The sequence below is a fragment of the Streptomyces sp. NPDC029526 genome (assembly GCF_040637405.1).
In the GTDB taxonomy this organism is placed as follows: Bacteria; Actinomycetota; Actinomycetes; order Streptomycetales; family Streptomycetaceae; genus Streptomyces.
In genome coordinates this window covers 163,290-187,579 of record NZ_JBEZWE010000009.1, presented here as the reverse complement: position 1 = coordinate 187,579, position 24,290 = coordinate 163,290, and the positions used below count along the sequence as shown (strand labels likewise).

At 74.5% G+C, this 24,290-nt stretch carries 18 protein-coding genes; 9 read left to right on the top strand and 9 right to left on the bottom strand.

Annotated elements, in window-relative coordinates:
• The first annotated feature begins 236 nt into the window (after nt 1-236).
• The 3 genes from glgX to AB0F01_RS20660 all read left to right on the top strand — a co-directional run bounded on the left by glgX (nt 237) and on the right by AB0F01_RS20660 (nt 6,434).
• On the top strand, nt 237-2,564 hold the full coding sequence (gene glgX / locus AB0F01_RS20670) for a glycogen debranching protein GlgX (RefSeq protein WP_362097560.1): 2,328 nt from the start codon (nt 237-239) through the stop codon (nt 2,562-2,564).
• Nucleotides 2,565-2,655: 91 nt separating this feature from the next.
• Nucleotides 2,656-5,049 (top strand): malto-oligosyltrehalose synthase, encoded by a 2,394-nt coding sequence (gene treY, locus AB0F01_RS20665; protein ID WP_362097557.1) that lies wholly within the window; start codon nt 2,656-2,658, stop codon nt 5,047-5,049.
• Nucleotides 5,050-5,171: 122 nt separating this feature from the next.
• Nucleotides 5,172-6,434, top strand: coding sequence for a M14 family zinc carboxypeptidase (locus AB0F01_RS20660; RefSeq protein ID WP_362097555.1), 1,263 nt, complete (start codon nt 5,172-5,174; stop codon nt 6,432-6,434).
• A 30-nt stretch (nt 6,435-6,464) separates the two neighbouring features.
• On the opposite strand, the gene AB0F01_RS20655 is transcribed toward AB0F01_RS20660, so the two are convergent.
• Together AB0F01_RS20655 and AB0F01_RS20650 are read right to left on the bottom strand one after the other, a co-directional pair.
• Complete coding sequence (locus AB0F01_RS20655) at nt 6,465-6,959, bottom strand: SSI family serine proteinase inhibitor (protein WP_362097553.1); 495 nt, start codon at nt 6,957-6,959, stop codon at nt 6,465-6,467.
• Nucleotides 6,960-7,064: 105 nt separating this feature from the next.
• Nucleotides 7,065-7,616: a DUF1707 and FHA domain-containing protein gene (locus tag AB0F01_RS20650; protein WP_362097550.1), complete on the bottom strand. Its 552-nt coding sequence runs from the start codon at nt 7,614-7,616 to the stop codon at nt 7,065-7,067.
• Between the two features lie 178 nt (nt 7,617-7,794).
• On the opposite strand from AB0F01_RS20650, the gene treZ reads away from it, so the two are divergent.
• The gene (gene treZ / locus AB0F01_RS20645) at nt 7,795-9,540 is read left to right on the top strand and encodes a malto-oligosyltrehalose trehalohydrolase (protein ID WP_362097548.1); all 1,746 of its coding nucleotides are present in this window, start codon (nt 7,795-7,797) and stop codon (nt 9,538-9,540) included.
• 342 nt (nt 9,541-9,882) lie between these two features.
• Here the strand turns inward: treZ and AB0F01_RS20640 are convergent, their stop codons facing one another.
• From AB0F01_RS20640 to AB0F01_RS20615, 6 genes are all read right to left on the bottom strand, one after another.
• Nucleotides 9,883-10,833: an aminoglycoside phosphotransferase family protein gene (locus AB0F01_RS20640; RefSeq protein WP_362097546.1), complete on the bottom strand. Its 951-nt coding sequence runs from the start codon at nt 10,831-10,833 to the stop codon at nt 9,883-9,885.
• Between the two features lie 49 nt (nt 10,834-10,882).
• On the bottom strand, nt 10,883-12,010 hold the full coding sequence (locus AB0F01_RS20635) for a Xaa-Pro peptidase family protein (protein WP_362097543.1): 1,128 nt from the start codon (nt 12,008-12,010) through the stop codon (nt 10,883-10,885).
• Between the two features lie 112 nt (nt 12,011-12,122).
• On the bottom strand, nt 12,123-12,827 hold the full coding sequence (locus AB0F01_RS20630; RefSeq protein WP_362097541.1) for a PDZ domain-containing protein: 705 nt from the start codon (nt 12,825-12,827) through the stop codon (nt 12,123-12,125).
• Nucleotides 12,828-12,902: 75 nt separating this feature from the next.
• Nucleotides 12,903-15,200 (bottom strand): germacradienol/geosmin synthase Cyc2, encoded by a 2,298-nt coding sequence (cyc2, locus tag AB0F01_RS20625; protein ID WP_362097538.1) that lies wholly within the window; start codon nt 15,198-15,200, stop codon nt 12,903-12,905.
• Between the two features lie 137 nt (nt 15,201-15,337).
• A complete protein-coding gene (locus tag AB0F01_RS20620; protein ID WP_362097535.1) occupies nt 15,338-16,519 on the bottom strand; it encodes a damage-control phosphatase ARMT1 family protein in 1,182 nt (393 codons plus the stop codon).
• Nucleotides 16,520-16,566: 47 nt separating this feature from the next.
• Nucleotides 16,567-17,214: a ScbR family autoregulator-binding transcription factor gene (locus AB0F01_RS20615; RefSeq protein ID WP_362097533.1), complete on the bottom strand. Its 648-nt coding sequence runs from the start codon at nt 17,212-17,214 to the stop codon at nt 16,567-16,569.
• A gap of 780 nt (nt 17,215-17,994) precedes the next feature.
• On the opposite strand from AB0F01_RS20615, the gene AB0F01_RS20610 reads away from it, so the two are divergent.
• From AB0F01_RS20610 to AB0F01_RS20590, 5 genes are all read left to right on the top strand, one after another.
• Nucleotides 17,995-19,005 carry a substrate-binding domain-containing protein gene (locus tag AB0F01_RS20610; protein WP_362097531.1) on the top strand — a complete coding sequence of 337 codons (1,011 nt, stop codon included), beginning with the start codon at nt 17,995-17,997 and terminating at the stop codon, nt 19,003-19,005.
• Nucleotides 19,006-19,128: 123 nt separating this feature from the next.
• Entirely contained in the window at nt 19,129-21,738 is a 2,610-nt protein-coding gene (locus tag AB0F01_RS20605; RefSeq protein ID WP_362097528.1) for a nitrate- and nitrite sensing domain-containing protein, read from the top strand.
• Nucleotides 21,739-21,777: 39 nt separating this feature from the next.
• Entirely contained in the window at nt 21,778-22,209 is a 432-nt protein-coding gene (locus AB0F01_RS20600; RefSeq protein WP_362097525.1) for a roadblock/LC7 domain-containing protein, read from the top strand.
• Nucleotide 22,210: 1 nt separating this feature from the next.
• Nucleotides 22,211-22,570: a DUF742 domain-containing protein gene (locus AB0F01_RS20595; protein WP_362097522.1), complete on the top strand. Its 360-nt coding sequence runs from the start codon at nt 22,211-22,213 to the stop codon at nt 22,568-22,570.
• A complete protein-coding gene (locus tag AB0F01_RS20590) occupies nt 22,557-23,153 on the top strand; it encodes an ATP/GTP-binding protein (RefSeq protein WP_362097519.1) in 597 nt (198 codons plus the stop codon). Before AB0F01_RS20595 ends, AB0F01_RS20590 begins: the two co-directional genes overlap by 14 nt.
• Nucleotides 23,154-23,206: 53 nt before the next feature.
• On the opposite strand, the gene AB0F01_RS20585 is transcribed toward AB0F01_RS20590, so the two are convergent.
• Complete coding sequence (locus AB0F01_RS20585) at nt 23,207-24,163, bottom strand: ABC transporter substrate-binding protein (RefSeq protein ID WP_362097516.1); 957 nt, start codon at nt 24,161-24,163, stop codon at nt 23,207-23,209.
• Nucleotides 24,164-24,290 lie beyond the last annotated feature (127 nt).

Below are 24,290 nucleotides of genomic sequence, written 5' to 3'. Positions count from 1 at the left end.
CACGCGCGCCGGGATCCGGGCTGTCCCAGGCGTCACCCGGGCCACGGACGCACGCGTGTGCGGTGCGGGGCCGTCCGGGACGCGCCGATCGGAGGATGCACGGGCGGGCCCGGAGTGGGCATATGTCTGGGGGCCTGTCCGACAGGTCCGGAGGTTCCCTCATTTTCGAAGGAGACTCGGGGAGACTCGGAGCCAGGCGCCGCCCTCGGCGCCGTACACCTGAAAGAGTCGTATCCATGCAGGTCTGGCCTGGCGAAGCGTATCCACTCGGTGCCACGTACGACGGCGCCGGCACCAATTTCGCGGTCTTCACGGAGGCCGCGGACCGAGTAGAGCTGTGTCTGCTGCACGACGACGGCTCCGAGACGGCGATCGAGCTGCGGGAGAGCGACGCGTTCGTGCGGCACGCGTACCTGCCCGGGGTCATGCCCGGGCAGCGCTACGGCTTCCGGGTGCACGGGCCGTACGCACCCGAGCGGGGGCTGCGCTGCAACTCGGCGAAGCTGCTGCTCGACCCGTACGCGCGTGCGATCAGCGGTGCGGTCCGATGGGGTGAGGAGGTCTACGGCTACCACTTCGACGACCCCGGCCGGCGCAACGATCTCGACTCCGCGCCGCACACCATGACGTCGGTCGTGGTCAACCCGTACTTCGACTGGGGCGACGACCGGCGCCCCCGGACGGAGTACCACCACACGGTGATCTACGAGGCCCACGTCAAGGGCCTCACCATGCGCCACCCGGGGCTGCCGGAGGAGCTGCGCGGCACCTACGCGGCCCTGGCGCACCCGGCGGTGATCGAGCACCTGACCGAGCTGGGGGTGACGGCGCTGGAGCTGATGCCGGTGCACCAGTTCGTCAACGACCACCGGCTGGTCGACATGGGTCTGAACAATTACTGGGGCTACAACACCATCGGCTTCTTCGCCCCGCACAACGCCTACGCGTCCTGGGGCGACCGGGGCCAGCAGGTGCTGGAGTTCAAGTCGGCGGTGAAGGCGCTGCACGAGGCCGGCATCGAGGTGATCCTCGACGTGGTCTACAACCACACGGCCGAGGGCAACCACCTGGGCCCGACCCTGTCCTTCAAGGGCATCGACAACCCCCGCTACTACCGGCTGACCGACGACCCGCGGTACTACATGGACACCACGGGCACCGGGAACTCTCTGCTCATGCGGTCCCCGCACGTACTGCAGCTGATCATGGACTCGCTGCGCTACTGGGTCACCGAGATGCACGTGGACGGCTTCCGGTTCGACCTGGCGGCGACGCTGGCCCGGCAGTTCCACGAGGTGGACCGGCTGTCGTCGTTCTTCGACCTGGTGCAGCAGGATCCGGTGGTCTCCCAGGTGAAGCTCATCGCCGAACCGTGGGACCTCGGCGAGGGCGGCTACCAGGTGGGCAACTTCCCGCCGCTGTGGACCGAGTGGAACGGCAAGTACCGCGACACCGTCCGGGACCTGTGGCGGGGCGAGCCGCGGGCGCTCGCGGAGTTCGCCTCCCGGCTCACCGGCTCCTCCGACCTGTACCAGGACGACGGACGCCGGCCGCTGGCCTCGATCAACTTCGTGACCTGCCACGACGGCTTCACGCTGCACGACCTGGTGTCGTACAACGACAAGCACAACGAGGCCAACGGCGAGGACAACCGGGACGGCGAGAGCCACAACCGGTCCTGGAACTGCGGTGCCGAGGGCGACACCGACGACCCGGACGTGCTGACGCTGCGGGCCCGGCAGATGCGCAACTTCATCGCCACCCTGATGCTGTCCCAGGGCGTGCCCATGCTCAGTCACGGCGACGAGCTGGCCCGCACCCAGCGCGGCAACAACAACGCCTACTGCCAGGACAACGAGATCGCCTGGCTGGACTGGCCCGGACAGGACACGGACGGCTCCGGGGGCACCCGGGACACACCGGACGCCGGGGGCGGCCGGGACCGGGGCGGGCGCCGGGGGCCGGACGGCTCCCGTGGCCCCCGGGAGGACGAGGACTCCCGGGAGGGCGGGGCGGCCGGGGACCCCGGGAACGCCGCGGACACCGCCGGCGCCACGGACTCCGCCGACGCCACCACCGACGCCGCCGACGCCACCGACGACCTGCGGCGGCAGATGCTGGAGTTCACCCGGGCCATGGTGTGGCTGCGCAAGGACCACCCGGTCTTCCGGCGGCGCCGCTTCTTCCACGGCCGCCCCGTGGAGGGCACCCACGACGACCTGTCCGACATCGCCTGGTTCACCCCGGAGGGCGCGGAGATGACCCAGCGGGACTGGGACTCGGCGCGGGCGTCGGCGCTGACCGTGTTCCTCAACGGCAACGCGATCTCCGAGCCCGGTCAGCGGGGGGAGCGCATCACGGACGACTCGTTCCTGCTGATGTTCAACGCCTCCCCCAAGCCGCTCGACTTCGTGGTGCCGGTCGACCACGGGCGGCAGTGGCAGGTCGTGGTCGACACCGCCCGCGCGGACGGCGTCCCCCCGGGCACCGGCCCGAAGGCCGACGCCGGTGACCGGCTGACCCTGCCCGAACGGAGCCTGACCGTGCTGCAACGGCCCGCGTAGCCGCGCCCCGGGCCACCCGTACGGGGCGACGGGTGGCCCGAGCGGCGGCGGGGATGACAGGAAAGCCGCCGGGCCGGGTACGTAGCTCTGCATGACCCCTGAGCGACCTGATCCGGTGCAGCCCACGGCGACCTACCGGCTGCAGCTGCAGCCGGACTTCCCCTTCGGAGCCGCGGCGGCCGCCGTGCCGTACGTGGCCTCGCTCGGCGTGTCCCACCTGCACCTGTCCCCCGTCCTGGAGGCCGTGCCGGGCTCGGCGCACGGCTACGACGTCGTGGACCACGCGCGGGTGCGCGGGGAACTGGGCGGCGAGGAGGGGCTGCGGGCCCTGTCCCGCACCGCGCGCGAGCACGGCCTCGGCCTGGTGGTGGACATCGTCCCCAACCACATGGCGATGGCGCCGCGGCACAACGGCGCCCTGTGGGACGTGCTGCGCGAGGGCCCCACCTCCCGGTACGCCCGGTGGTTCGACATCGACTGGCAGGCCCAGGACGGCCGGGTGCTGCTGCCGGTGCTGGGCGGCCCGCTCGGCGAGGAGCTGGACGGCCTCACGGCCGACGGCGACGTGCTCCGCTACCACGACCACGCCTTCCCGCTGCGCGAGGGCACCGGGGACCTGCCGCTGCCGGAGCTGCTGGACGCCCAGTGGTACCGGCTCGCCTGGTGGCGGCTGGCCCGCACGGAGCTGAACTACCGGCGGTTCTTCAGCATCTCCGAGCTGATCGGGGTGCGGGTGGAGGACCCGGAGGTGTTCGAGGCCACGCACGCGAAGATCCTCGCACTGCTGCACGAGGGGGTGATCGACGGGCTGCGCGTGGACCACCCCGACGGACTCGCCGACCCGGACGGGTACCTGCGGCGGCTGCACGAGGCGTCCGGGGGGCGGTGGACGGTGGTGGAGAAGATCCTCGCCGACGGCGAGCCGCTGCCCGCCTCCTGGCCGGTCGCCGGCACCACCGGCTACGACGCCCTGCGCCGGATCGACGGGCTGTTCACCGACCCGGCCGGAGCCGGCGAACTGCTCGGCCGGTACCGCCGGTTCGCGGCCCCGCAGACGGACCGGGGAGGCGATTGGCCCGCGACGGTGCGGCGCGCCGCGTACAAGATGCTCGCCCACGAGCTGGCCGCCGAGGTGGACCGGCTCACCCGGGTGGCGGTCCGGCTGTGCGGCACCTCCCCCGAGCCCGCCCTGCGCGACCGCGCGCCCTGGGCGCTGCGCACCGCCCTGCGGGAGCTGCTGGTCCGGCTGGAGGTGTACCGGCCGTACGGCTCCGTGGACGCGGCCCGGGTCGTCACCGAGGAGGCCGCGGCCGAGGCCCGGCTCGCCTTCACGGTCCCCGAGGAGGCCGGGGCGGTGGACGTCGTACGGGACCTGGTGCTCGGACGGTACGGGGACGGGCCCGCCCACGTGGAGTTCCGTACGCGCTTCGCGCAGACCGCGTCGGCGCTGCGGGCCAAGTCCGTGGAGGACACGGCCTTCTACCGCTATGTGCCGCTGCTCTCGGCGACCGAGGTGGGCGGCGAACCGGGGCGTCCGGCGGTGTCCCCGGAGGAGTTCCACGCGTACTGCGCGCGGACGCAGCGCGACTGGCCCGCCACCGGCACCGTCGTCTCCACCCACGACACCAAGCGCAGCGCCGACGTGCGGGCCGCGCTGAACGTGCTGACCGAGTGCCCGGAGCGCTGGGCGGACGTGCTGGCGGAGGTCACCCGTACGGGCTCCGGCGTGCCGGACGCGCAGCTGGCGTGGGCGGCCTGGCAGACGGTCTTCGGGCTGGGCCCGGCGGATCCGGAGCGGGTGCGGGGGGCCCTGCTGAAGCACATCCGCGAGGCCGGGATGTACACCAGCTGGACCGAGCAGGAGCCGCCCTACGAGGAGGCGGTGCGGCGGTTCGTCACGGAGGGGCCCTGCGGGGTGCCCGGCGAGCGCGTGGCGGCCTTCCGGGAGGAGCTGGAACCGCACGTGGCGGCCAACGTGCTGGGCACGGCCCTGGTCCACCTGACGATGCCGGGCGTGCCGGACGTCTACCAGGGGACCGAGGCCGCGTACCGGGCCCTGGTCGACCCCGACAACCGCCGCACGGTGGACTTCCCCGCAGGCCCGGTGCCCCCGGGCGGGGCGAAGGAGACGGTGACGCGGGCGGCGCTGGGGCTGCGGGCGCGGCGGCCGGAGGTGTTCGGCGACCGGGCGTCGTACGAACCGCTGGCCGCGGAGGGGCCGGCCGCCGCGCACTGCGTGGCGTTCGTGCGCTCCGGGCGGGCGCTCACCGCCGTGACCCGGCTGTCGCTGCGGCTGGCTCAGGCGGGCGGCTGGCGGGAGACCCGGCTGCCGCTGCCGCCGGGCCGGTGGGCGGACGTGCTCACGCCGGGGCGGGAGTTCACGGGCGAGGTGCGCGCGGCCGACCTGTTCGAGCGGTGGCCGGTGGCGCTCCTGGAGCGTGCCGACGGCGCGCCGGACGGAGGGGACGCCGACAGCGGGGCGTGACGTCCGCGCGTGGTCGCGGAACGGGCCGGTGGAGTGCTCCGAGCGCCCCGGAGCACGCCGCCGGGCCCACCCTTGACAGCGGTCCGTGACCGTGCGGTACTGCGGATTGCGAGGTCGGGCGGATGCGACGGGGGGTGGGTCTGCTGTCGGAGCTGCGCTACCCGACGGTGGCCGAACTGGAGTCGGCCGCCCGCGTGCTGGCCGGCCGACGGCCCGGTCTGTGCGACCTGCGGCAGGTGGGGGTCTCCCGCGGGGGACGGCCGCTGTACCTGCTGTCCGTGGGCCGTGCCGGGCCCGCCGTCCTGGTGGTGGCCGGCGCCCACGCCAACGAACCGGCCGGGGGCGGCACGCTGCTCGCCCTGGCCCGGCGGGTCCTGTCCGAGGCGGGGCTGCGGGACGGCACGTCCTGGCACTTCCTGCTGTGCGCCGACCCGGACGGGGCGAGCCTCCACGTCACCTCGTCGCCGCGCAGCCTGTACGACTACCACCTCGGCTTCTTCCGCCCGGCGGGCCCCGAACAGCCGGAGTGGGCGCCCTCGTTGCTGCCGCCGGACCGGCTGCCGCCAGAGACCCGGGCGCTGACCGGTGTCATCGACGAGCTGCGGCCCTACCTCCAGGTGTCCCTGCACGGCACCGAACTCGGCGGCAGCTGGGTGCAGTTGACGCGGGACCTGCCCGGGTTGTCGGAGCCGTTCGGCAAGTCGGCGGCCCAGCTGCACATCCCGGTGGAGACCGGTGCCTCGGACGCCGCGGGCTGGCCGGCGTCCGGACCGGGCGTGCACGTGATGCCGGCGGTGGAGGCCGGTCCGGCGTATCCGAGCCTGCCGGACGACGCCCGGCACAGCACCTGGTACCACGCGCACCGGTACGGCGGTCTGACCGCCGTGGTGGAGGTGCCGATGTGGGCGAGCGACCTGGTGGACGACCCCGCGCCGCACCCGGCGCCGGCGGCGGCGATGCGGTACCTGTCGCACCGCCTGCTGCGGGACGCGGACGCGGTGCGGCGGGTCCTGGAACAGGCGCGGCCCCGCCCGGAGTCCGGTGGCGGCCCGCTGCTGCGGGCGGCGACATGGGGCCTGGAGCTGGTGCCGGGGCTGGCCGCCGACCTGGTGCGCACCCCGCCCGCCGACGGCACCCGGGCCTACGTCGGCAGCGTGGACGCGTTCGCCCGGCGGGTGCCGCTGCGGGCGGCGGCCATGCTGCTGCGGGCGCTGCGCGGCAGCGACGCGCGGGCGGCGGCCCGGCTGGAGCGTCTCGTGGCGTCCTGGAGCGATGCCTTCGCGGTGCGTTTCCGGGCCCGTTGGGTGCCCGTGGAGCACCAGGTCGAGCACCAGTCGCGCGCCGTGGTGGCGGCGGCCCTCCACGCGCGCGAGCGGGCGCTCTGAACGCGCCCGCTCGCATGCACCGCTGGTCGCCTACGGTCCGTCCGCGGTGAAGACCGAGCCCGTCCGGGCGGCCATCACACAGGCGTTGGGGAAGGTCTCGGTGTAGGCGACCGGGCGGCCCCGCCACATGCCGCGCGCCTGGACGGTCACCGGGGCGTGGACCATCGTGCACATCACGTCCTTGGGCGGGATGCCGGCGATGCGGCCGTCCGCGGCGTCCAGTTCGGCGCAGGCGTCGGCGGCCCGCCGGTGGCCCCGGGGCGGGTCGCAGAGCAGCAGGGTGCCCGGGGCGGTGGCGGTGGGGGCCTCGCCCGGTTCGACGGTGAGGTAGAGCCAGTTGTCGGGGACGGCGGCGGGGGCCGCCTGGACGGGTGCGGCACAGGTGAGGAGGGCGGCTGCCGCGAGCAGGGCGCCCCGCAGCGCTCGCGCGCCCCTCGCGGGCCGCGGGCCGCGGCCCGCCCCGGTCGCCCCGATGTCCTGTGCCGTTCCGGTGGCGCGTCGCGCGTGGGCTGAGGTGTGCGTCATGCCCGATGCATCGGCACGACGGGACCCGTACCGCACCCTGGTCACCCGAACGGGAGGCTCCGGTCCGGCGCGGCGCCGGCCGGCCCGGGAGGGCGGACGGCGCGGTCAGTCCGCCGAGAGCCGGTACGTCATCCGCCCGAAGCCGACCTGGTCGCCCTCGCGGACGACGGCCGCGCCGACGACCCGCCGCCCGTTGACCGTGGTGCCGTTGGTCGACCCCAGGTCCCGCAGCACCCACAGGCCGCCCTGGTGGCGCAGTTCGGCGTGCACGCGGGAGACCGTCTCGTGGTTGAGCCGCAGCCCGTTGGCGGGGTCGCGGCCGATGCGCAGCGGGTGGCCCGTCCTCGGGTGCGGCAGCAGCAGCTTGGGCAGCCGCTCCGCCTGCCAGGCCCGGCGCAGCCGCACCCCGAACCCGGAGACCGCCTCCACGGTGCCGAACACCATCCGGGACACCCGGCCCTCGGTCCGCAGGTCGGCGGTGAGCACGGCGAGTTCCTCGGGACGGCGGGCGGCGAGGGCGAGTTCCATGCGCCTCACGAAGGTGTCGTGGGACAGCCGGCCGGTGGCGGCGCCGTCCCGGAGCACCTTCAGCGCCTTGTCGCGTTCCGCGTCGGACAGCCGCGCGGGGTGCGTGTTGAACTCGAAGGACGACGTCACGCACCGAATTGTCGGTCAGCCCGGCCCCGCCTGTCCAGAAAGCGGGGAACGGCCGCCGGGCCGGGGCCCGCCGCCCGGCGACACCGGCCGCAAAAGGGCGAATCCACCGGCGGATTGATCGCGGATACCGCACGATGGACGGGCTACGTCACGGTGAGCAGACGAAGGGGAACCGTCCGTGCAGTTCGAGGTGTGGGCACCACAGGCCGGCCGTGTGACGCTCGAGTGCGACGGCGTCACCCACGCACTGGAGCGTGACGCGCGGCGGGAGGGGTGGTGGCAGGGGGAGGCCGACGCGCGGGACGGCTCGCGGTACGGCTTCTCGCTGGACGGCGGCCCGGTGCGGCCCGATCCGCGCTCGCGCCGCCAGCCGGACGGCCCGGACGGGCTCAGCGCGGTCGTCGACCACGACCGGTACGACTGGCGGACGCCGTGGGGCGGGCGCCCGCTGCCGGGAGCCGTGCTGTACGAGCTGCACGTGGGCACGTACACCCGCGAGGGGACGTTCGACGCCGCCGCGGACCGGCTCGGCCACCTCGCGGAGCTGGGGGTCACGCACGTGGAACTGATGCCGGTGTGCCCCTTCCCGGGACGGCACGGCTGGGGGTACGAGGGCGTATCGCTGTGGGCCGTGCACGAGCCGTACGGCGGCCCGGAAGGGCTGAAACGCTTCGTCGACCGGGCGCACGCGCTGGGCCTGGGCGTGGTCCTGGACGTGGTGCACAACCACCTCGGGCCGTCGGGCAACTACCTGCCCGAGTTCGGGCCGTACTTCACGGACACCCACCACACCCCCTGGGGCTCGGCGGTCAACCTGGACGCCCCCGGCTCGGACGAGGTGCGCACGTACCTGACCGACAGCGCGCTGGCGTGGCTGCGGGACTACCGGATCGACGGGCTGCGCCTGGACGCGGTGCACGCCCTGGTGGACACCCGTGCGTACCACTTCCTGGAGGAGCTGTCCCAGGCCGTGGACACGCTCGCCGCGGATACGGGCCGTCCGCTGTTCCTGGTCGCCGAGTCGGACCTGAACGACCCACGGGTGATCACGCCCCGCGCGGACGGCGGCCTCGGGGTGCACGCGCAGTGGAACGACGACTTCCACCACGCGCTGCACACCGCGCTGACCGGTGAGTCGCAGGGCTACTACGCCGACTTCGCGCGCGCCCCGTTCGCCGCCCTCGCCAAGACCCTCACCGGGGGCTTCTTCCACGACGGCAGCTACTCCAGCTTCCGGGGCCGCCACCACGGCCGGCCCCTGGACCGCACCCGGATCGCCGGGCACCGGCTGCTCGGCTACAGCCAGACCCACGACCAGGTCGGCAACCGCGCCCAGGGCGACCGGCTGGCCGCGCTGGTGTCCCCGGGGCGGCTGGCCGTCGCGGCGGCGCTCACGCTGACGGCGCCCTTCACGCCCATGCTGTTCATGGGCGAGGAGTGGGCGGCGGGCACGCCCTGGCAGTTCTTCACCGACCACACCGACGCCGCGCTCGCCAAGGCGGTGAGCGAGGGCCGGCGGCGGGAGTTCGCGGCGCACGGCTGGACGGCGCGGGAGGTGCCCGACCCGCAGGACCCGGCGACCCGCGACCGCTCGTGCCTGGACTGGTCCGAACCGGAACGCGAGCCGCACGCGCGGGTGCTGGACTGGTACCGGCGGCTGATCGCCGTGCGCGGGGAGCAGCCGGACCTCACCGACCCCGACCTGGCCGACACCAAGGTGGCCTTCGACGAGGAACGCCGCTGGCTGGCGTTCCGGCGCGGTGACGTGCTGGTCGCCGTGAACCTCGCCGACGAGCCCGCCGCGATCGCCCTGGGCGCCCCGCACGCGCGGGTGCTGGCCGCGTGGGAGCCGGTCGACGCCCCGGGTCCGGACGGTGTGCTGCACGTGCCCGCCGAGTCGGCGGTCGTGCTGCTCCAGGATTGAGCGGTCGTGCTGCTCCAGGGCTGAGGGCGCCGCCGGGGGTGCGGCCGGCTGAGCGGTCCGGGCAGGCCGGGCGGCTGAGCGGTCCGGGCGGCCGGGCGGCCCGGGCGGCCCCCCGTGGGAAGCCGGGCGCCCCCGTGTAGCCGGGCAGCCGGGCGACCCCGGGCGACCGGCGGCCCCGGGTGACCGGCGGCCCCGGGTGACTGGGCGACCCCGGACGGCCTGCCGGCCATGTGGCCCCGCGCGGCCGAGCGCCCCCGGAGGGCCGGGTGGCCCCGGGTGGCCGGCGCGGGCGCGCCCCCGGGAAGGTCACGGCCGGCCCGGGGTGCGGGGCCCGGGGCCGGGTCAGACGGGCTCGTCCGGGCCCCGGAGGTCGGTGACGCGCTCCAGGAGGATCGCCTCCCAGGCGCGGCGCAGCCGGACGCGCAGCAGCGGCAGCGGGGCGGCCGGGCGGCCGTCGAGCGCCCCGGCGAGGTGCAGGACGGCGTCGCAGCGGGCCAGCCACAAGCCGCGCAGGCAGGGGCGGGCGCCGTACCCGGCGAGGGTGGCGGCCCGGACGGCGGCCGGGGCGCCCACGGCGACGGCGAGGCCCGCGATGTCCTCGGCCGGGTCGCCGACCGCCGTACCGCCCCAGCCGAGGACGCCGCGCACCCGGCCCTCGGCGCTGACCACGAGGTGGTCGCCGGTGAGGGCATGGTGGGTGAGCACGGCCGGGCCGGACTGGGCGGCGAGCTGGACCGCGGCGGGCTGGGTGAGCTGACCCAGCCGGACCGGGTCGAACTCGTCGGCCGGGGCGAGCCGTTCAGCGGCGGCGCGCGCGGCCTCGCGCAGTGACTCCAGGGAGCGGGGGGCGACGCGCGGCACCCCGAACGTCTCCGCCTGCCGGGCGGGCACGTCGCGCAGCCCGGTCAGCAGTCCGGCGAGGTCCGTCTCCCCCACGGCGGACACCCGGTGGTCCTCGGCGGATCCGCCGGGCACGCGGGTGTCGAGGGTGCAGCTCAGGCCGGGCGCCCACTCGCCGCGCGCCACGCTGACCGGGACGGCGACCGGGACGTGCGGGCGAACCAGGTCGCGCACCCTGAGTTCGCGGCGCTGCCGGAGGCTCGCGTCGCGGTCGGGGGCGAGCCGCAGCACGTGGCGGTCGCCCACCCACCAGGTGCCGGACCGGTCGCCCTCGGCGACGGGCCGGACCCGGTCGGGTGCGGCGGGGCGGTCGCGTCCGCCGCCGTCGTCCTTCAGCAGGGTGCGCAGCAGTTCGCGGACGCTGTCCGCGGTGGGTGTCGGTGCCTGGGTCATGGTCGCGCCGTTGTCGTTCGGAGAGGGCGGGGCGGGGGCGTCGGCGGCCTCAGTCCACGGTCACCAGCTCCCGGGCGGTGTCGTTCAGCCGCCGTCCGCCGTCCGCGGTGACGGTGACGATGTCCTCGATGCGGACGCCGAACCGGCCGGCCAGGTAGACGCCGGGTTCGACGGAGAAGCACATGCCGGGCACGAGCGGCTGCTCCTCGCCCTCGGTCAGGTAGGGCGGCTCGTGGGTGGTGACGCCGATGCCGTGCCCGGTGCGGTGGACGAAGTGCTCCCCGTGTCCGGCGTCGGCGATGACGGCGCGGGCGGCCCGGTCGACGTCCTGGCAGGCGGCGCCGGGGCGCACCGCGCGGAACCCGGCCTCCTGGGCCTCGCGCACCAGGTCGTGCACCCGGCGCTCCTCGGCGGTGGGCTCGCCGACGTGGACGGTGCGGGAGGTGTCGGATCCGTAGCCGTCCTTCAGCCCGCCGAAGTCGAGGACGACCATGTCGCCGTGCCCGATGACGCGGTCGCCGGCCTCGTGGTGCGGGTGGGCGCCGTTCGGGCCGGAGGCGACGATGGTGAAGTCGACCCGCTGGTGTCCGAAGCGCAGCAGGAGGGCGGCGAGGTCGGCGGCCACGTCCCGTTCCCGGCGCCCGGCGAAGGGCACGGTGCGGATCTCCTCGAACGCGGCGTCCGCGGCGGTTCCGGCGGCGGCCAGCAGCTCCAGTTCGGCCGGGTCCTTCACGGCGCGGAGCATCGGCAGGGCCTCGGTGAGGGAGGCGTGGGTGGTGTCGGGCAGCGCCCGCTGGAGCGCCAGCAGGTGCAGCGCCCAGGTGTTGTCGCTGACGCCGTAGCGGCCCGTGGGGTCCAGGAGGGGCGCGGTGGCGGTGTAGGGGTCCGTGCCGTCGGTCCAGTCGCGCAGGGTCAGGGCCGGGGCGCCGGGGGCCCGCTCGGCGTCGGGGGCCTCGAGGGCGGGGACGACGAGGACGGGGTCCCGGTCCGGTGTCAGGACCAGCAGGGTGAGCCGTTCGGTGTCGGCGGGCGGGGTGTAGCCGGTGAGCCACGTCAGGTCCGGGCCGGGGGCCACCAGCAGGCCGGCCAGCCCCGCGTCGGCGGCCTGGCGCACCGCACGCTCCATGCGGGCCCGGTGGTCGTCGGCGGTGAAGGGCGCGGGGGCGGTGCCGTTCATCCGGGCCTCCCGGGGTGGGCGTGAGGGCTACGGCAGCATCCTGCCCGTCCGGGGGCGGCGGCGCGAGCCGGTTCGCGGGGTCCGGCGGACGGGTGGCCGGGCCGGGCGCGCGTCATGTGACGATGCCCGGCACGGCCGTCAGCTGCTGGTAGGCGCCGTCGCGGTGGCGCACGGTCAGGGTCACCTCCCGTCCGGGGCGGGCCCGGGCGACGGCGCGGGCCAGGTCCGCGGCGGTGTCGATGCGGGTGGTGCCGAGGGCGAGCAGGACGTCGCCCCGGACGAGGCCGGCGGCGTACCCGGGCCCCGGGACGTGCACGCCGACGACCAGGGCGCCCGGCCTGCGGTCGTCCGCCACCTCCAGGCCGAGCCCGGCGACGACCGGGGCGGTGGCCGGCGGGGCGGAGCGCGCCCCGGACGCCCGGGTGCCCTCCGGAACCGTCTCCAGGGCGTCCTCCGGAACGCTGTCCGGGGCGGGGCGGGAGGCCGGGGTCGGCGCGGCGCCCGGCAGGCCCGCCTGCCGCCGCAGCTCCGCGAGGCCGTCCGCCCCGATGAGGGCGGCGCCCGTCGCCCCCAGCGCGACCCCGGCGAGGACCAGCACCGTGCCGACGAACACGGTGACCAGGGCGGACACCAGCCGCCGGCCGCGACGGCGGGCGGCGTGCGGCCGGGTCCCCGCGGGGCCGGGGCCGTCCCTCCGTTCCTCTTCCGTCGTCCGCCGTCCGTGGTCCGGCTCCGGCCGGCCGCCGGTCCCGCCCGTCCGTTCGCCGCCGGGTTCCCGGCCGGGCATCGGCCGGGGCCGCAACGCTGTCTGTTCCATCGATCGCCTCCGTCGGGACAGCTACCCGGCGGGCGGCCGGCCGACGAGCCACGAACGAGTGAGACTGACGGGCGGTCAGACGGGGGAAGCGGCCCGGCCGGGTGCCCCGGCCCCCCAGGACATGCCCGTGGAGGGGAGGGACGGCACCGCCGTGCGGGACCGGCCCGGCACGGCGGACGGGCCCGACGGAGCCGTCGGGAGGGACAGGACGGGCGGGCGGTCCGGCAGGAAGCCGTGGGCCCGGCCGGAGAGCCACTCGTCCTTGTAGCGGTCGACGCTGCGGTGCCAGTGCAGGATGCCCGCCATCCAGTTGCGCAGGTCCTCCACGTAGTCCCGCATGATGTCCCGGGCCTGTCCGGACAGCTCGAAGTCGTCGTACACCACGGGCAGTTCGTGCTCCGCCACGTGCTCGAACTGCGTCAGGCGGCGGCTCATCAGGTCGTGGACCACCCGCAGGCCGGACGGGTAGTCGCAGCCGAAGAAGTTCTGCACGACGAGGATCGCGTTGTGGATCTCGCCCTCGTACTCGATCTCCTTCTGGTAGGAGAAGACGTCGTTGAGCAGGCAGGCGAAGTCGACCGCCGCGTTCTCCAGGGAGCGCACCGGGCCGCTGCGGTAGACCTCGGGCGGGACGGCCGGGCCGTGGCCGGTCCGGCACAGGCTCAGGGTGAGGTCCGAACCGAAGGTCTGGCGGCGCATCTCCAGGTAGTCCACCGGGTCGGGCACGCGGTGGTGGATCTGGTTGGCCAGCTCCCACAGCCAGCTCTCGGTCATGACGTTCACGGCGTTCTTCAGCGGGACCCGCTGCTCGGGGGTCATGGCGGCCGTGGTGCGCGCCCACAGGTCGGCCAGCGAGCGCTCCATCGCGTTGGCGGGGGGCGGCACCGGTTCGCCGTCGAGCGGCATGCAGTCCGACAGGCGGGCGGTCGTCACCCGGGCGGTGACCAGGTCGCGGCGGTGGCCGTAGACCAGCGGGTAGTAGTCGTCGCCGTAGGTGCCGAAGGCGAGCCACTGGGCGCTGAGGTCGAGCGCCTCGGGGGTGGCGTCCGGGTCGATGCCTGCGGAGCAGAGCGCGAGGTCGTAGGCGTCCAGCTTGTCCTCGTCCCAGACGCCCTCGGCGAGGATGCCCATGCGCCGGCACCAGTCGGTGAGGTGGGTGCGGGAGGCGTCGAGGTGGGGGCTGAGCGCCAGCGGGAACGGCATGCGGATGTCGGGGATCACCGACGGGCCGACCTTCTGGTAGGGCACGTGGGTGTGGGCGCGCAGCCGCCGGGCGCCCGCGGCGGTGAGCAGCGCGCGCACGTCGGCGGCGGAGGTGCCGGGGCCGCCCGGCCCGGCCGGCACGCCGGGGACGCCGGGGACGCTCCACGGGGCGGTGGTCCGCGCGCCCTCGTTCATGTACCGGCTGGACCGCAGGTGCCACTCGTGGCCGCCGGACTGCCAGTCCTGGAGCCCCTTGGCGTACGCCGCGACGGCCGCTACCTCGTGCGGTGCGAGCCCCTTCTCCAGGGCGATCGCGGGCACTTCGGTGAACGCGGTGTGCTCGAACTGGTGGAGCCGGGAGGTGAGGACGTCGTTGACGATGTCGGCGGCCTCCTGGGTGGTGCAGTCGAAGAAGGTCTCGACGACGAGCACGCCGTTGCTGTTCTCGCCCTCGTCCTCGACCTCGCGCTGGTAGGAGAACAGGTCGTTGCGCAGGTGGACGGCGTCGGAGAAGGTCTCCATCAGGACGCGCAGCGGCCGGGTCCCGGCGACGGCGGCGGGCACCTCGGCGGTGGCGTACTCGACGAGTCCCGCCGACCAGGGCGCGCCGCCCACCTTGCGGCGCATCTCGATGTACTCGACGGGGTTGGCGATCCGGCCCTCGTTAATGTTGGACAGTTCCCAGAGGGACTCGTTGAGCAGGTGTTCGGTGGCGACGGCGAACCGGCGGCGCCAGTCGGCGGACATGGCGGGCACGGTGCGCGCCCAGAGGTCGGCGAGGCCGGCCTCGACCGGGTTCTCCGGCTCCGGGACCGGCGTCGCGGGGTCGGCGGGCATGAACAGCGGGAGCCGGTCGAGGTGGGCCTTGCCGGCGGGGCGGTCCTGGGTGCGCTTGTACTTCTCCAGGAAGTGGTCGTCGAAGAAGAAGACCCACACGTACCAGTCGGTGATGAGGGACAGCGCGGGTCCGTCGCAGTCGGGATGGGTGTAGGCGCAGAGCAGGCCGTAGTCGTGTGCGTCGAGGTCGGCCTGCTCCCAGACTCCGGAGCCCTCCAGCATGCCCATCTCGCGCGCCCACGCCGTCGAGTGGGCCCGGGCCTCGTCGACGTGCGGGTTGAGCCGCGCGGGGTGCGGCAGGTAGAAGTGCGGGAGTTCGAACGGCTGCGTCATGGCCGGGCCCTACCCGTGGCCTCCCAGCGGCATCCACCGGCCCGGACATGATCACACCATCGCGTGAACCGGTGGTGATGCGGCGGTTCAGGGCCCCTTCATGCCCTACTCCCGTGCCCGGACCTCCCCTTCGCGCGCTACTCCCGTACCTGGATGAGGGCGTGGGTGCCGCTGGTCCGCCACCGCTGGTCCTCCGCCGCGACCAGGGCGTCCTCGGTGGCCGGGTCCAGACCGGTGATCACGTCGGACTTCAGGGTGCGCAGCGCGGCCACCGGTCCGGGGAAGTGGGCGGTGACGTCGGCGAACGGTGTGGTGGGCGGCCACCGCCGGTCGCCCACCAGGCGACGGTAGTTGAGGTCGCCCTTGACGACGGTGAGGTCGGCGGCGGCCAGTTCGGCACGGAGGTCGCCGGGCAGCTCCGCGTAGGGCAGCGGGGAGCAGAAGAAGGCGTGCGCGCCGATCCGGAGGCGGCCGTCGGCGAGCGCGGCCCACAGCTCGCGCCCGTACTCCGCCGCCGCTCCCCCGGCGTCGCGCAGCCGGCGGACGGCGTCGACGACGTCGGCGGTGGTGGCGTCGGAGACGTAGTAGGGGTACGGCTTGACGTGCAGGACCGCGCGGCCGATGCGCCCGTGGGCGAGGAGGTGGGCCACCAGCAGCAGGTCGGGGACGAGTTCGCGGCCCGCGTTGTCGGCGATCAGGGCGAGGGTGCCGGCGCCGGAGGCGGCGTCGAGCAGCGCCCACAGGCGGTCGCTGTCGTCGGCGACCAGGCCGGGCGCGGCGTCGGCCGGGTCGGCGCCCTCGGCGGACAGCCGGAAGCCGAGGTCGGCGCGGTTGCCCCACAACGAGCCGTGCAGCAGGGCCCGGTCGCGTTCGGCGGGGGTGCGGTCGGCGAGGTCGTCGAGGGCGGCCAGTTCCTCGTCCGTCGCGGGCGAGCGGAGTTCGGCCAGCTTGGACGGCCGGAAGGGGTCGATGCCCTGCCAGGGGCCTGGGCCGAACCAGCCCACGGATTCGAGGAGTTGCCGGTAGAACCAGCTCTCCGACCACAGCCACGGCACGTCGAACCAGGACTGCCCGGCGTGCTTCTCCATGCCCCAGGCGAGCCAGTGGTGCCGGTCGTGCGCATCGGCGGGGAGGGGTTCGATGACGCCCTCGGTGCACTGGGCCAGCAGGGCGTCGAGGGCGCGGTGCTGCTCGTGCTCGTAGGGGAAGGCCTCGCGCACCTGCCGGATGATCGCCGGGTGCCGTTCGGCCAGCACGCCATGGGGGAACGAGCCGGGTTCGTTGCCGAGGATCACGTCGGCGGCGGGGGTGTGGGGCATGTGCCTCACCGTAACGCGCACGGCGGCACCGGGCCCGGTGGCCGGTCTCAGACCGGGGCGATCTCGCGTTCCAGGCGGGCGGCCAGGCTGAGGTACCGCGCGCGGCGGGTCACCGGCACCAGACCGCGGATGAGGATCTGCCACATCTCGGCGGTGCGGCGCGGCTGCCGGGCGACGGGTTCGCGGGAGCGGCCCACCACGCGGGTGCCGATGAAGAAGCAGACGAGGGAGTGGGCGACCACGTCGATGTCGACGTCGGGGTGGACGTCGGCCTCCTTGACCGCGCCGAGCAGGCGGGCCGTCACGATGTCCAGCCACTCGGTGAAGGGGTGGGTGAGGGGCGGGCGGGGCCGGGTGCCGCCGGTGGCGAGCCGGAGTCCGGCGCGCAGGACGGGGTCGTCGGCGGAGAGCCTGGCTATGCAGAAGGTGAGGCGCATCAGCGCCTCCAGCGAGGTGTGCCCCCGCGCCTCGGTCTCCCGGGCCAGGGTGCGGCAGGTGCGGGACTGCAGTTCCAGGATCGCGTGCGCCAGGTCCTCCTTGGCCGCGAAGTGGAAGTACAGGGCCCCCTTGGTGACATGGGCGTGCTCGACGATGTCGCTGAGACTGGTCGACTCGTAGCCCTGCCGGTCGAACAGTTCGGCGGCCGCCGTGATGATCGTCGAACGTGTCTGCTCGGCGCGTACCTGCCTGGCCATCGACTGCACTCCTGAGCCGGAAAAAGGAACGGGTCATGCCGTTTGTTTCTCACCCGGTGTACACGATAACTCACCGTCAGGCGGCGGGAGTCACCCCTGTCGGGTCCGACCTGGCACACATCCGGCAGACCGGGAGGGAAGTGACGAGAGGAAACAGCACGTCCGGTCTTCAACGGCCGGATCCGGGAGGGCGCACGTGAAACGGCGGGCCGGCCGGGGCCCCATCCGCGCCCGGCCGGCCCGCCGGACCGTTGGCGGCCCGGACCGGGACCCCGCCGTGCGGGGCGCCGGGAACCGCGTCGGGGTTACCCGCCGGTTCGGCCGCGCTCGAACGATAGGCAGCCCGGGGGCCGGGGGGATACGGGGGAAACCCTCGTTCCGCCCCCGGGACACCCTCGGTGCGGCGCCGGCCGGCGGGCACGCAGGGGCGGCCACCGGACCGCCCCTCCCGCACGGGGCCCTCCCCCACGGGGGCCTCCCCCCCACGTCACCGCGGCCACCGGGCCCTCGCCGCCGAGCCCGCCCGGGGCGCACCCACCGGACCGTACCGTCCGCGCGGTTCCTTCTCCCGGGGCGCCCGTACCGCCTCCCACCTCGGATGTCACGGTTCATCACAATGCGGCAGCGGCGCCTCACTTCCCGTGGCCGGTCACTTGACGACCGGTGGCGGTACAGGGTTGGCTCCGGGCCAGCGAGAGTCACCCGGCCGGTACGTCCGTGCTGCTCCGACCGCACTCTCCCCCTGCTCTTGCTCTGCCGTACAGCGAGGTCCGCGTTCCCATGAACACTCCCTCCCGGTTCCACCGAACCCCGGGAAGACGCCCCGCCCGCCTCGCCGTTCTGGCCGTCGCCGTCGTCCTGCTGGCGGCGGGCTGCTCGGCGTGGGGCGGGGAGGACTCCCGGGGCGCCGACGGGGCGGGCGGCGAGGGAGAGATGAAGGTCGCCCTGATCGCGCACGGCGGCGAGGGCGACGCCTTCTGGGACCTGGTGCGCAAGGGCGCCGAGGCGGCGGCGGCCAAGGACGGCATCGAACTGACGTACATGAGCGACGCGGACCCGGCCGGCCAGGCCCGGCTGCTGCGCGACGCCGTCGAGGACGGGGTCGACGGCATCGCCGTGACCCTGGCCAAGCCGCAGGCGATGAAGGGACCCGTCAAGGAGGCACGGGCCGCGGGTCTCCCCGTCGTGGGCCTCAACTCCGGTATCGACGCCTGGAAGCCGGCGGGACTGCTCGCGTACTTCGGGCAGGACGAGAGCGTCGCCGGCCGGGCGGTCGGCGAGAAGCTGAACGGCCTGAAGGCGCGGCACACCCTGTGCGTGGTCCACGAACGCGGCAACGTCGCCCTGGAGGCGCGCTGCGCCGGCGTGCGGAAGACGTTCGCCGGGACGACGGACAACCTCTACGTGGACGGCACCGACATGCGCGCCTTCTCCGGCATCGTCGCCGCCCGGCTGCGCCAGGACCCCTCCATCGACCACGTCGTCACCCTGGGCGCCCAGTACGCCGTCGCCGCGGTCGACGCGGTCGAGGAGGCGGACAGCAAGGCCGGTGTCGCCACGTTCGACGTCAACGAGGAGCTGGTGGACGCGGTGCGTCGCGGCGACGTCCGGTTCGCCGTGGACCAACAGCCCTACCTCCAGGGCTACCTGGCCGTCGACGCGCTGTGGCTGTACCGGACGAACGGCAACATCAGCGGAGGCGGAGCGGCGCCCGTGCTCACCGGTCCGGCGTTCGTCACCAGGGACAACGTCGCCTCGGTCGCGAAGTTCGCGGCCGACGGCACCCGTTGACCCCCCGGGTCCGCCGGGACGTGTCGAAAGTTTTCGGTACCGCCCGGGACGCGCGCCCACCCGTGCGGATAGCATCCTGCGCACCGCCTCCGCCCCCTTCGACCCGACCGCTCTAGGACGACGATGTCTCCACGGACAGGTGCCCGGCGCCGACTCGGCTCCATACGTCTCTCGCTGGTGCTCCTGGCACTGGTGCCGGGCGTCACCCTCGCCGCGATGTGGGGCGTGACGACGACGCAGATGTTCTCGGAGGGGCTGCGGCTGCGGGCACAGACGGAGTTGAGCCGGTCGACGGGCGCGATGGGCACCGAGGCGGCGCTCGCCCTGCAGCGGGAGCGCGGGCTGACCGCCGCCTGGCTGTCCTCGCCCCGGGCGTCCCGCGGCGCGCTCGACGCCCAGCGGGAACGGACCGACCGGGCGGTGGCCGAGCTCGCCGGCCGGGCGGACGCGATCGCCGGGGCACCGGCGCGGGTGTCGGACCGGATGTACTCGGTGCTGGGTTCGGTGGGCAGCCTGGAGTACTACCGGGACCAGATCGACGATCCCGGTGACATCACGCCCGAGCAGGCGCTCGACCACTACACGTCGATCATCGACGAGCAGATCCACGCCTTCCGGCAGCTGTCCCAGGTCGACGACGGCGACCTCACCTCGCAGGCCGGACCGCTGGTGTCGATGGAACAGGCGGCGGAACTCATGTCCCGGGGCGACACGCTGCTCACGCTGGCGTGGCCGGCCGGGCACCTGGACAGCGGGGAACGGGCCGACTTCGCGACGCTGGTGAGCACCCGCCGCTGGCTGGTGCGGGACCAGATCCTGCCGTCGCTGCGGGACGGTGCCCGGACCCGGACGGAGCAGATCCTGGCGAGCCCCGAGTGGCGCACCCTGGAGAAGATCGAGGACCAGGTGCTCACCGCGCGTGCCACCGGCAAGGACGGCCGCGTCGCCCTGCCGGACGCGCAGCGCCAGTGGGACGCGGCCTGGGAGGAGGTGTCGGCGCGGTACACCGCGCTGATCCGGGAGGAGACCGACGGACTGCTCACCCGCAGCGCCGACGAGGCCCGCGGGCTGCTGCTGACGGCCGCCGCGCTGAGCGCGGGCGGGCTGGCGGCCCTGCTGGTGTGCGTGGGCATGTCCTGGCGGATCACCCGTTCGCTCTCCCGGCGGCTGCGCGGGCTGCGGATGGCCACGCTGAGCCTGGCCGAGGAGCGACTGCCGGACGTGGTGGCCCGGCTCGAGCGCGGCGAGAAGGTCGACCCGGAATCCGCGACGACGCCGTTGGACTACGGCCACGACGAACTCGGCCAGGTGGCACAGGCGTTCAACACAGCGCAGCGCACGGCCGTGCACACGGCGGTCGAACTCGCCGACGCCCGGCGGGGCTTCCAGAAGATCATCCTGGGCATCGCCCGGCAGAGCCAGAACCTGGTGAACCTCCAGCTGAGCAAGCTGGACGCGCTGGAACGCCGGCACACCGACCCGGACGTCCTCAAGGGCCTGTACGAACTCGACTCGACGGCCAGCCAGTTGCGCCGCTACGAGGAGAACCTTGTCATCGTCAGCGGGGAACGGCCGGGCCGCACCTGGAGCCGGCCGGTCGCCCTGATCGACATCCTGCGCAGCGCCGTCGGCGAGGTCGCCGAGTACCAGCGGGTGGAGGTGCAGACCGAGGAGGAGGACATCGCGATCGCCCCGCCCGCGGTGGCCGACGTCATCCACCTGCTGGCCGAGCTGATCGACAACGCGACGGCCTACTCGCCGGCGCCGAGCCCGGTCGCCGTGCGGGCGGCCATGGTGGCCAAGGGCCTCGCGGTCGAGGTCGAGGACCGGGGGCTCGGGCTGTCGGAGGAGGACTACGCCTCCTTCAACGCCCAGTTGGCGACCCCGCCGCAGTTCGACGTGGTGGCCCTCGCGGACGACCTGCGGCTCGGCATGTTCGTGATCTCCCAGCTCGCGCACCGGCACGGCATCGCCGTCACCCTGCGCCCCTCGCCCTACGGCGGGACCACCGCGATCGTGCTGGTCCCGCACGACGTCGTGGTGCGGGAGGCCCCGGACGACCGCTCCGCCGCCCCGGACCCGGGGACGACCACGACGGCTCCGGACGCGCCGTCCCGGTCCTCGGAGGGACCGGACGCGCCGGACGCGCCGGACGCGGACGGCGACGCCGCCTCCGGGGAGCCCGGCCCCGCTCCCGGCGGCGGCCCGTCCCGCCGTGCCGCCGCCCCGGCTCCCGCGCGCAGCGCCGACGGGACCGGTGGCGCCGACCGCCCCGGCGGGCTCACCCCGCTCCCCCGCCGGGTGCCGCAGACCAGCCTGGCCGCCGAACTGCGCGAGGAGGCCGTACCGGAGCCCGGCGAGGCCTCCGCCGACCAGGACTTCACGGCGGAACGCGCCGCCTCCTCCCTGTCCGGGTTCCAGCACGGCACGTCCCGCGCCCGGCGGGACCGGGACGACATGCCGGACCGGGCCGACCGCCCGGACCGAGCCGGCCCGGACCACCAGGCCGACCGGCACGACCGGCAGGACCGTCACCACGCGAACGGCCACGACGGCCATACCTCCGGTGACGGCCGTACGGCCGGCGGCGGCGCTTCGTCCGGCACCGGAGCCGTCGACGGCACCGACGGCACCATCGACACCGACGGCACGCGCCCGGGTGACACCGACCCCGCGGCGGAGCACCCGGCCGCCGCCACCCCCGAGTTCACGACCCCTCCCGCCGATCGCTGACCGACGATCGCCGACCACCGTTCACGAAGGAACACCGCCATGACACGCCCCATCCCCGCCACGCACACCCAGCTCGACCAGCTGCTCACCGGACTCGTGGAGCGGGTCGCCGACGTCAACCAGGCCGTGGTGCTCTCCGAGGACGGGCTGGTGGTGAGCAAGTCGACCGGCTTCCTGCGGGACGACGCCGAACGCCTCGCGGCGACCGCCTCCGGCCTGATGAGCCTGAGCAAGGGCGTCAGCATGGACTTCCGGGGCGGGCCGGTGCGCCAGGCGCTCATCGAGATGGCCAACGGCTACCTGATCCTCACCGCGGCCGGTCCCGGGGCGCACCTGGTGGTGCTGACCGGTCCGGGCGCGGACGTCGGGGTGGTGGCGTACCAGATGAACATGCTGGTGAAGAAGATCGGTGAGCACCTCAGCGCGGCGCCGAGGGGCACCGCGGGGCCCGCCGTCGACCCCGGCGTGTGAGGTGGGGGGAGGCGATCCGGCGGGCCGACTGGTACGCCCGTTCACGCTGACGGGCGGCCGGACCCGGCCCAGCCGGGCCGACTTCACGCTGATCACCACGGTCACGGCGGTCGATCCGCAGCCCGGTACGGGCGCCCGCCCCCAGCCGGAGCACACGCGGATCCTGCGGATGTGCGCGGAGCCGGTCGCGGTGGCGGAGGTGGCCGCCCGGCTGGACCTGCCGGTGAGCGTGGTGGTGATCCTGCTGTGCGACCTGCTGGAGGCGGGCCGGATCACCGCGCGGCCCCCGCACCCGGTCACCCGCACCACCCCGGACCTGGACCTGCTGCAGAAAGTGAGGGACGGACTTGGCCGCCTCTGACGCCACCGCCGAGGCCCCGCGCCCCCGCCGGGCACCCGACACGGTCAAGATCCTGATCGCCGGCGGCTTCGGCGTGGGGAAGACCACCCTGGTCGGTTCGGTCAGCGAGATCGTGCCGCTGCGCACCGAGGAGCCGCTGACCCTGGCCGGGCTGGACGTCGACGACCTGGACGGCATCGAGGAGAAACGTGCCACCACGGTGGCCCTGGACTTCGGCCGGATCACCGTCTCGGACGACCTGGTGCTGTACCTCTTCGGCACGCCGGGCCAGCAGCGGTTCTGGTTCATGTGGAACGACCTGGCCCTCGGTGCGCTGGGGGCGGTGGTCGTGGTGGACGTGCGCCGGCCGCGGTCCAGTTTCGCCGCGATCGACTTCTTCGAGCGCCGGGGCATCCCCTTCGTCGTCGCCGTGAACGGCTTCCACGGTGAGCACCCCTACCCCGTGGAGGACATCCGGGAGGCGCTGACCCTGCCGTCGGGCGTGCCGGTGCTGCTGTGCGACGCGCGGGAGCGGGAGTCGTGCCGGGACGTGCTGATCGCCCTGATCGACCGGCTGATCGCGGCAGCCGCCCCGGCACCCTGACCCCCGCCCCCGGACCCGCGCGGGCGTGCTCCGGTCGTTCCCTACGCTTCGGCTCAGTCCAGGCCGGCCGACTTCAGCCAGGCCTTGGCGACGTCCAGCGGGTCCTTCTTCTCCAGCTGCACCTGGGCGTCCAGGTCGCGCAGCGTCTCGGTGTCCAGCGCCGCCGAGACCGCGTTCAGGGCGTCGACGCCCTCCTTCGGCAGGCCGTCCTCGTTGACCAGCGGGGTCACGTTGGCGAACCCGAAGAGGTTCTCCGGGTCCTTCAGGACGACGAACTTCTCCTTGACGATGGTCGGGTCGGTGGTGAAGATGTCCGCCGCCTGCACAGTGTTCCGGATCAGCGCCTCCTGGGTCAGCGGACCGCCCGCGTCGAGCGCCTTGAAGGACTTGAACTCCAGTCCGTAGACCTCCTTCAGGCCCTTCAGCCCCTGCTTGCGGGTCTGGAACTCGGGCGAACCGCCGATCACCAGCTCGGGTGCCGCCTTCTCGAGGTCGGCGAGGGTGGACTCCTCGGTGAGGCCGTACTTCTTCGCCGTCCGCGCGTTGAGGGCGACCGAGTCCTTGTTCTCGGCCGGGGACGACTCCAGCAGGGTCAGGCCCTTGTCCAGTTTCGCCTTGACGGCGGTGGCGACGTCCTCCGCGGTCTTCTGCTCGGCCTCGGGGTCGAGGTAGGCGAGCAGCGAGCCGTTGTACTCCGGCAGGACGGTGATGGAACCGTTCTTCATCAGGCCGTAGGTGGTCTCCCGGCTGCCGATGTTGTGCTTGTAGGTGACCTTGATGTCCCGGGCCCGCAGGGCCTCGCCGTAGATGTCGGCGAGCAGGGTGCTCTCGGCGAAGTTGTTGGAGCCGACGACGACGGTCCCGGCCTCCGCCTTCTCCCCCGCCAGGGGGTTGTCGCCGGTGTCGCCGGAGGAGCAGCCGGCGAGCAGCGCCGCCGCGGCGGCGAGCGCGACGGTCGTCACGCCGGTGTGCCTCGTCCTCGTCCAACTGCTCTGCGCGGTAGAAGTCATTCACCGATCCAATCCAGCCGCTCAGGTGCGGTCAACTACGTCGTGGTCACGGTTTCCGGCCCCCGCCCCGGCGGAGGTGCCGAGCCCGGGACTCCGGGGGATGACGGCCCGTCACCATCCGCGCTGC

What these genes read in the sequence shown, in the direction of transcription:
- AB0F01_RS20600 (WP_362097525.1), top strand. Translation starts at nt 21,778, where the DNA reads ATGACACGCCCCATCCCCGCCACGCACACCCAGCTCGACCAGCTGCTC.
- glgX (WP_362097560.1), top strand. Translation starts at nt 237, where the DNA reads ATGCAGGTCTGGCCTGGCGAAGCGTATCCACTCGGTGCCACGTACGAC.
- AB0F01_RS20615 (WP_362097533.1), bottom strand. Translation starts at nt 17,214, where the DNA reads ATGGCCAGGCAGGTACGCGCCGAGCAGACACGTTCGACGATCATCACG.
- AB0F01_RS20610 (WP_362097531.1), top strand. Translation starts at nt 17,995, where the DNA reads ATGAACACTCCCTCCCGGTTCCACCGAACCCCGGGAAGACGCCCCGCC.
- AB0F01_RS20620 (WP_362097535.1), bottom strand. Translation starts at nt 16,519, where the DNA reads ATGCCCCACACCCCCGCCGCCGACGTGATCCTCGGCAACGAACCCGGC.
- AB0F01_RS20660 (WP_362097555.1), top strand. Translation starts at nt 5,172, where the DNA reads ATGCGACGGGGGGTGGGTCTGCTGTCGGAGCTGCGCTACCCGACGGTG.
- AB0F01_RS20640 (WP_362097546.1), bottom strand. Translation starts at nt 10,833, where the DNA reads ATGACCCAGGCACCGACACCCACCGCGGACAGCGTCCGCGAACTGCTG.
- cyc2 (WP_362097538.1), bottom strand. Translation starts at nt 15,200, where the DNA reads ATGACGCAGCCGTTCGAACTCCCGCACTTCTACCTGCCGCACCCCGCG.
- AB0F01_RS20630 (WP_362097541.1), bottom strand. Translation starts at nt 12,827, where the DNA reads ATGGAACAGACAGCGTTGCGGCCCCGGCCGATGCCCGGCCGGGAACCC.
- AB0F01_RS20585 (WP_362097516.1), bottom strand. Translation starts at nt 24,163, where the DNA reads ATGACTTCTACCGCGCAGAGCAGTTGGACGAGGACGAGGCACACCGGC.
- treY (WP_362097557.1), top strand. Translation starts at nt 2,656, where the DNA reads ATGACCCCTGAGCGACCTGATCCGGTGCAGCCCACGGCGACCTACCGG.
- AB0F01_RS20635 (WP_362097543.1), bottom strand. Translation starts at nt 12,010, where the DNA reads ATGAACGGCACCGCCCCCGCGCCCTTCACCGCCGACGACCACCGGGCC.
- AB0F01_RS20655 (WP_362097553.1), bottom strand. Translation starts at nt 6,959, where the DNA reads ATGACGCACACCTCAGCCCACGCGCGACGCGCCACCGGAACGGCACAG.
- AB0F01_RS20605 (WP_362097528.1), top strand. Translation starts at nt 19,129, where the DNA reads ATGTCTCCACGGACAGGTGCCCGGCGCCGACTCGGCTCCATACGTCTC.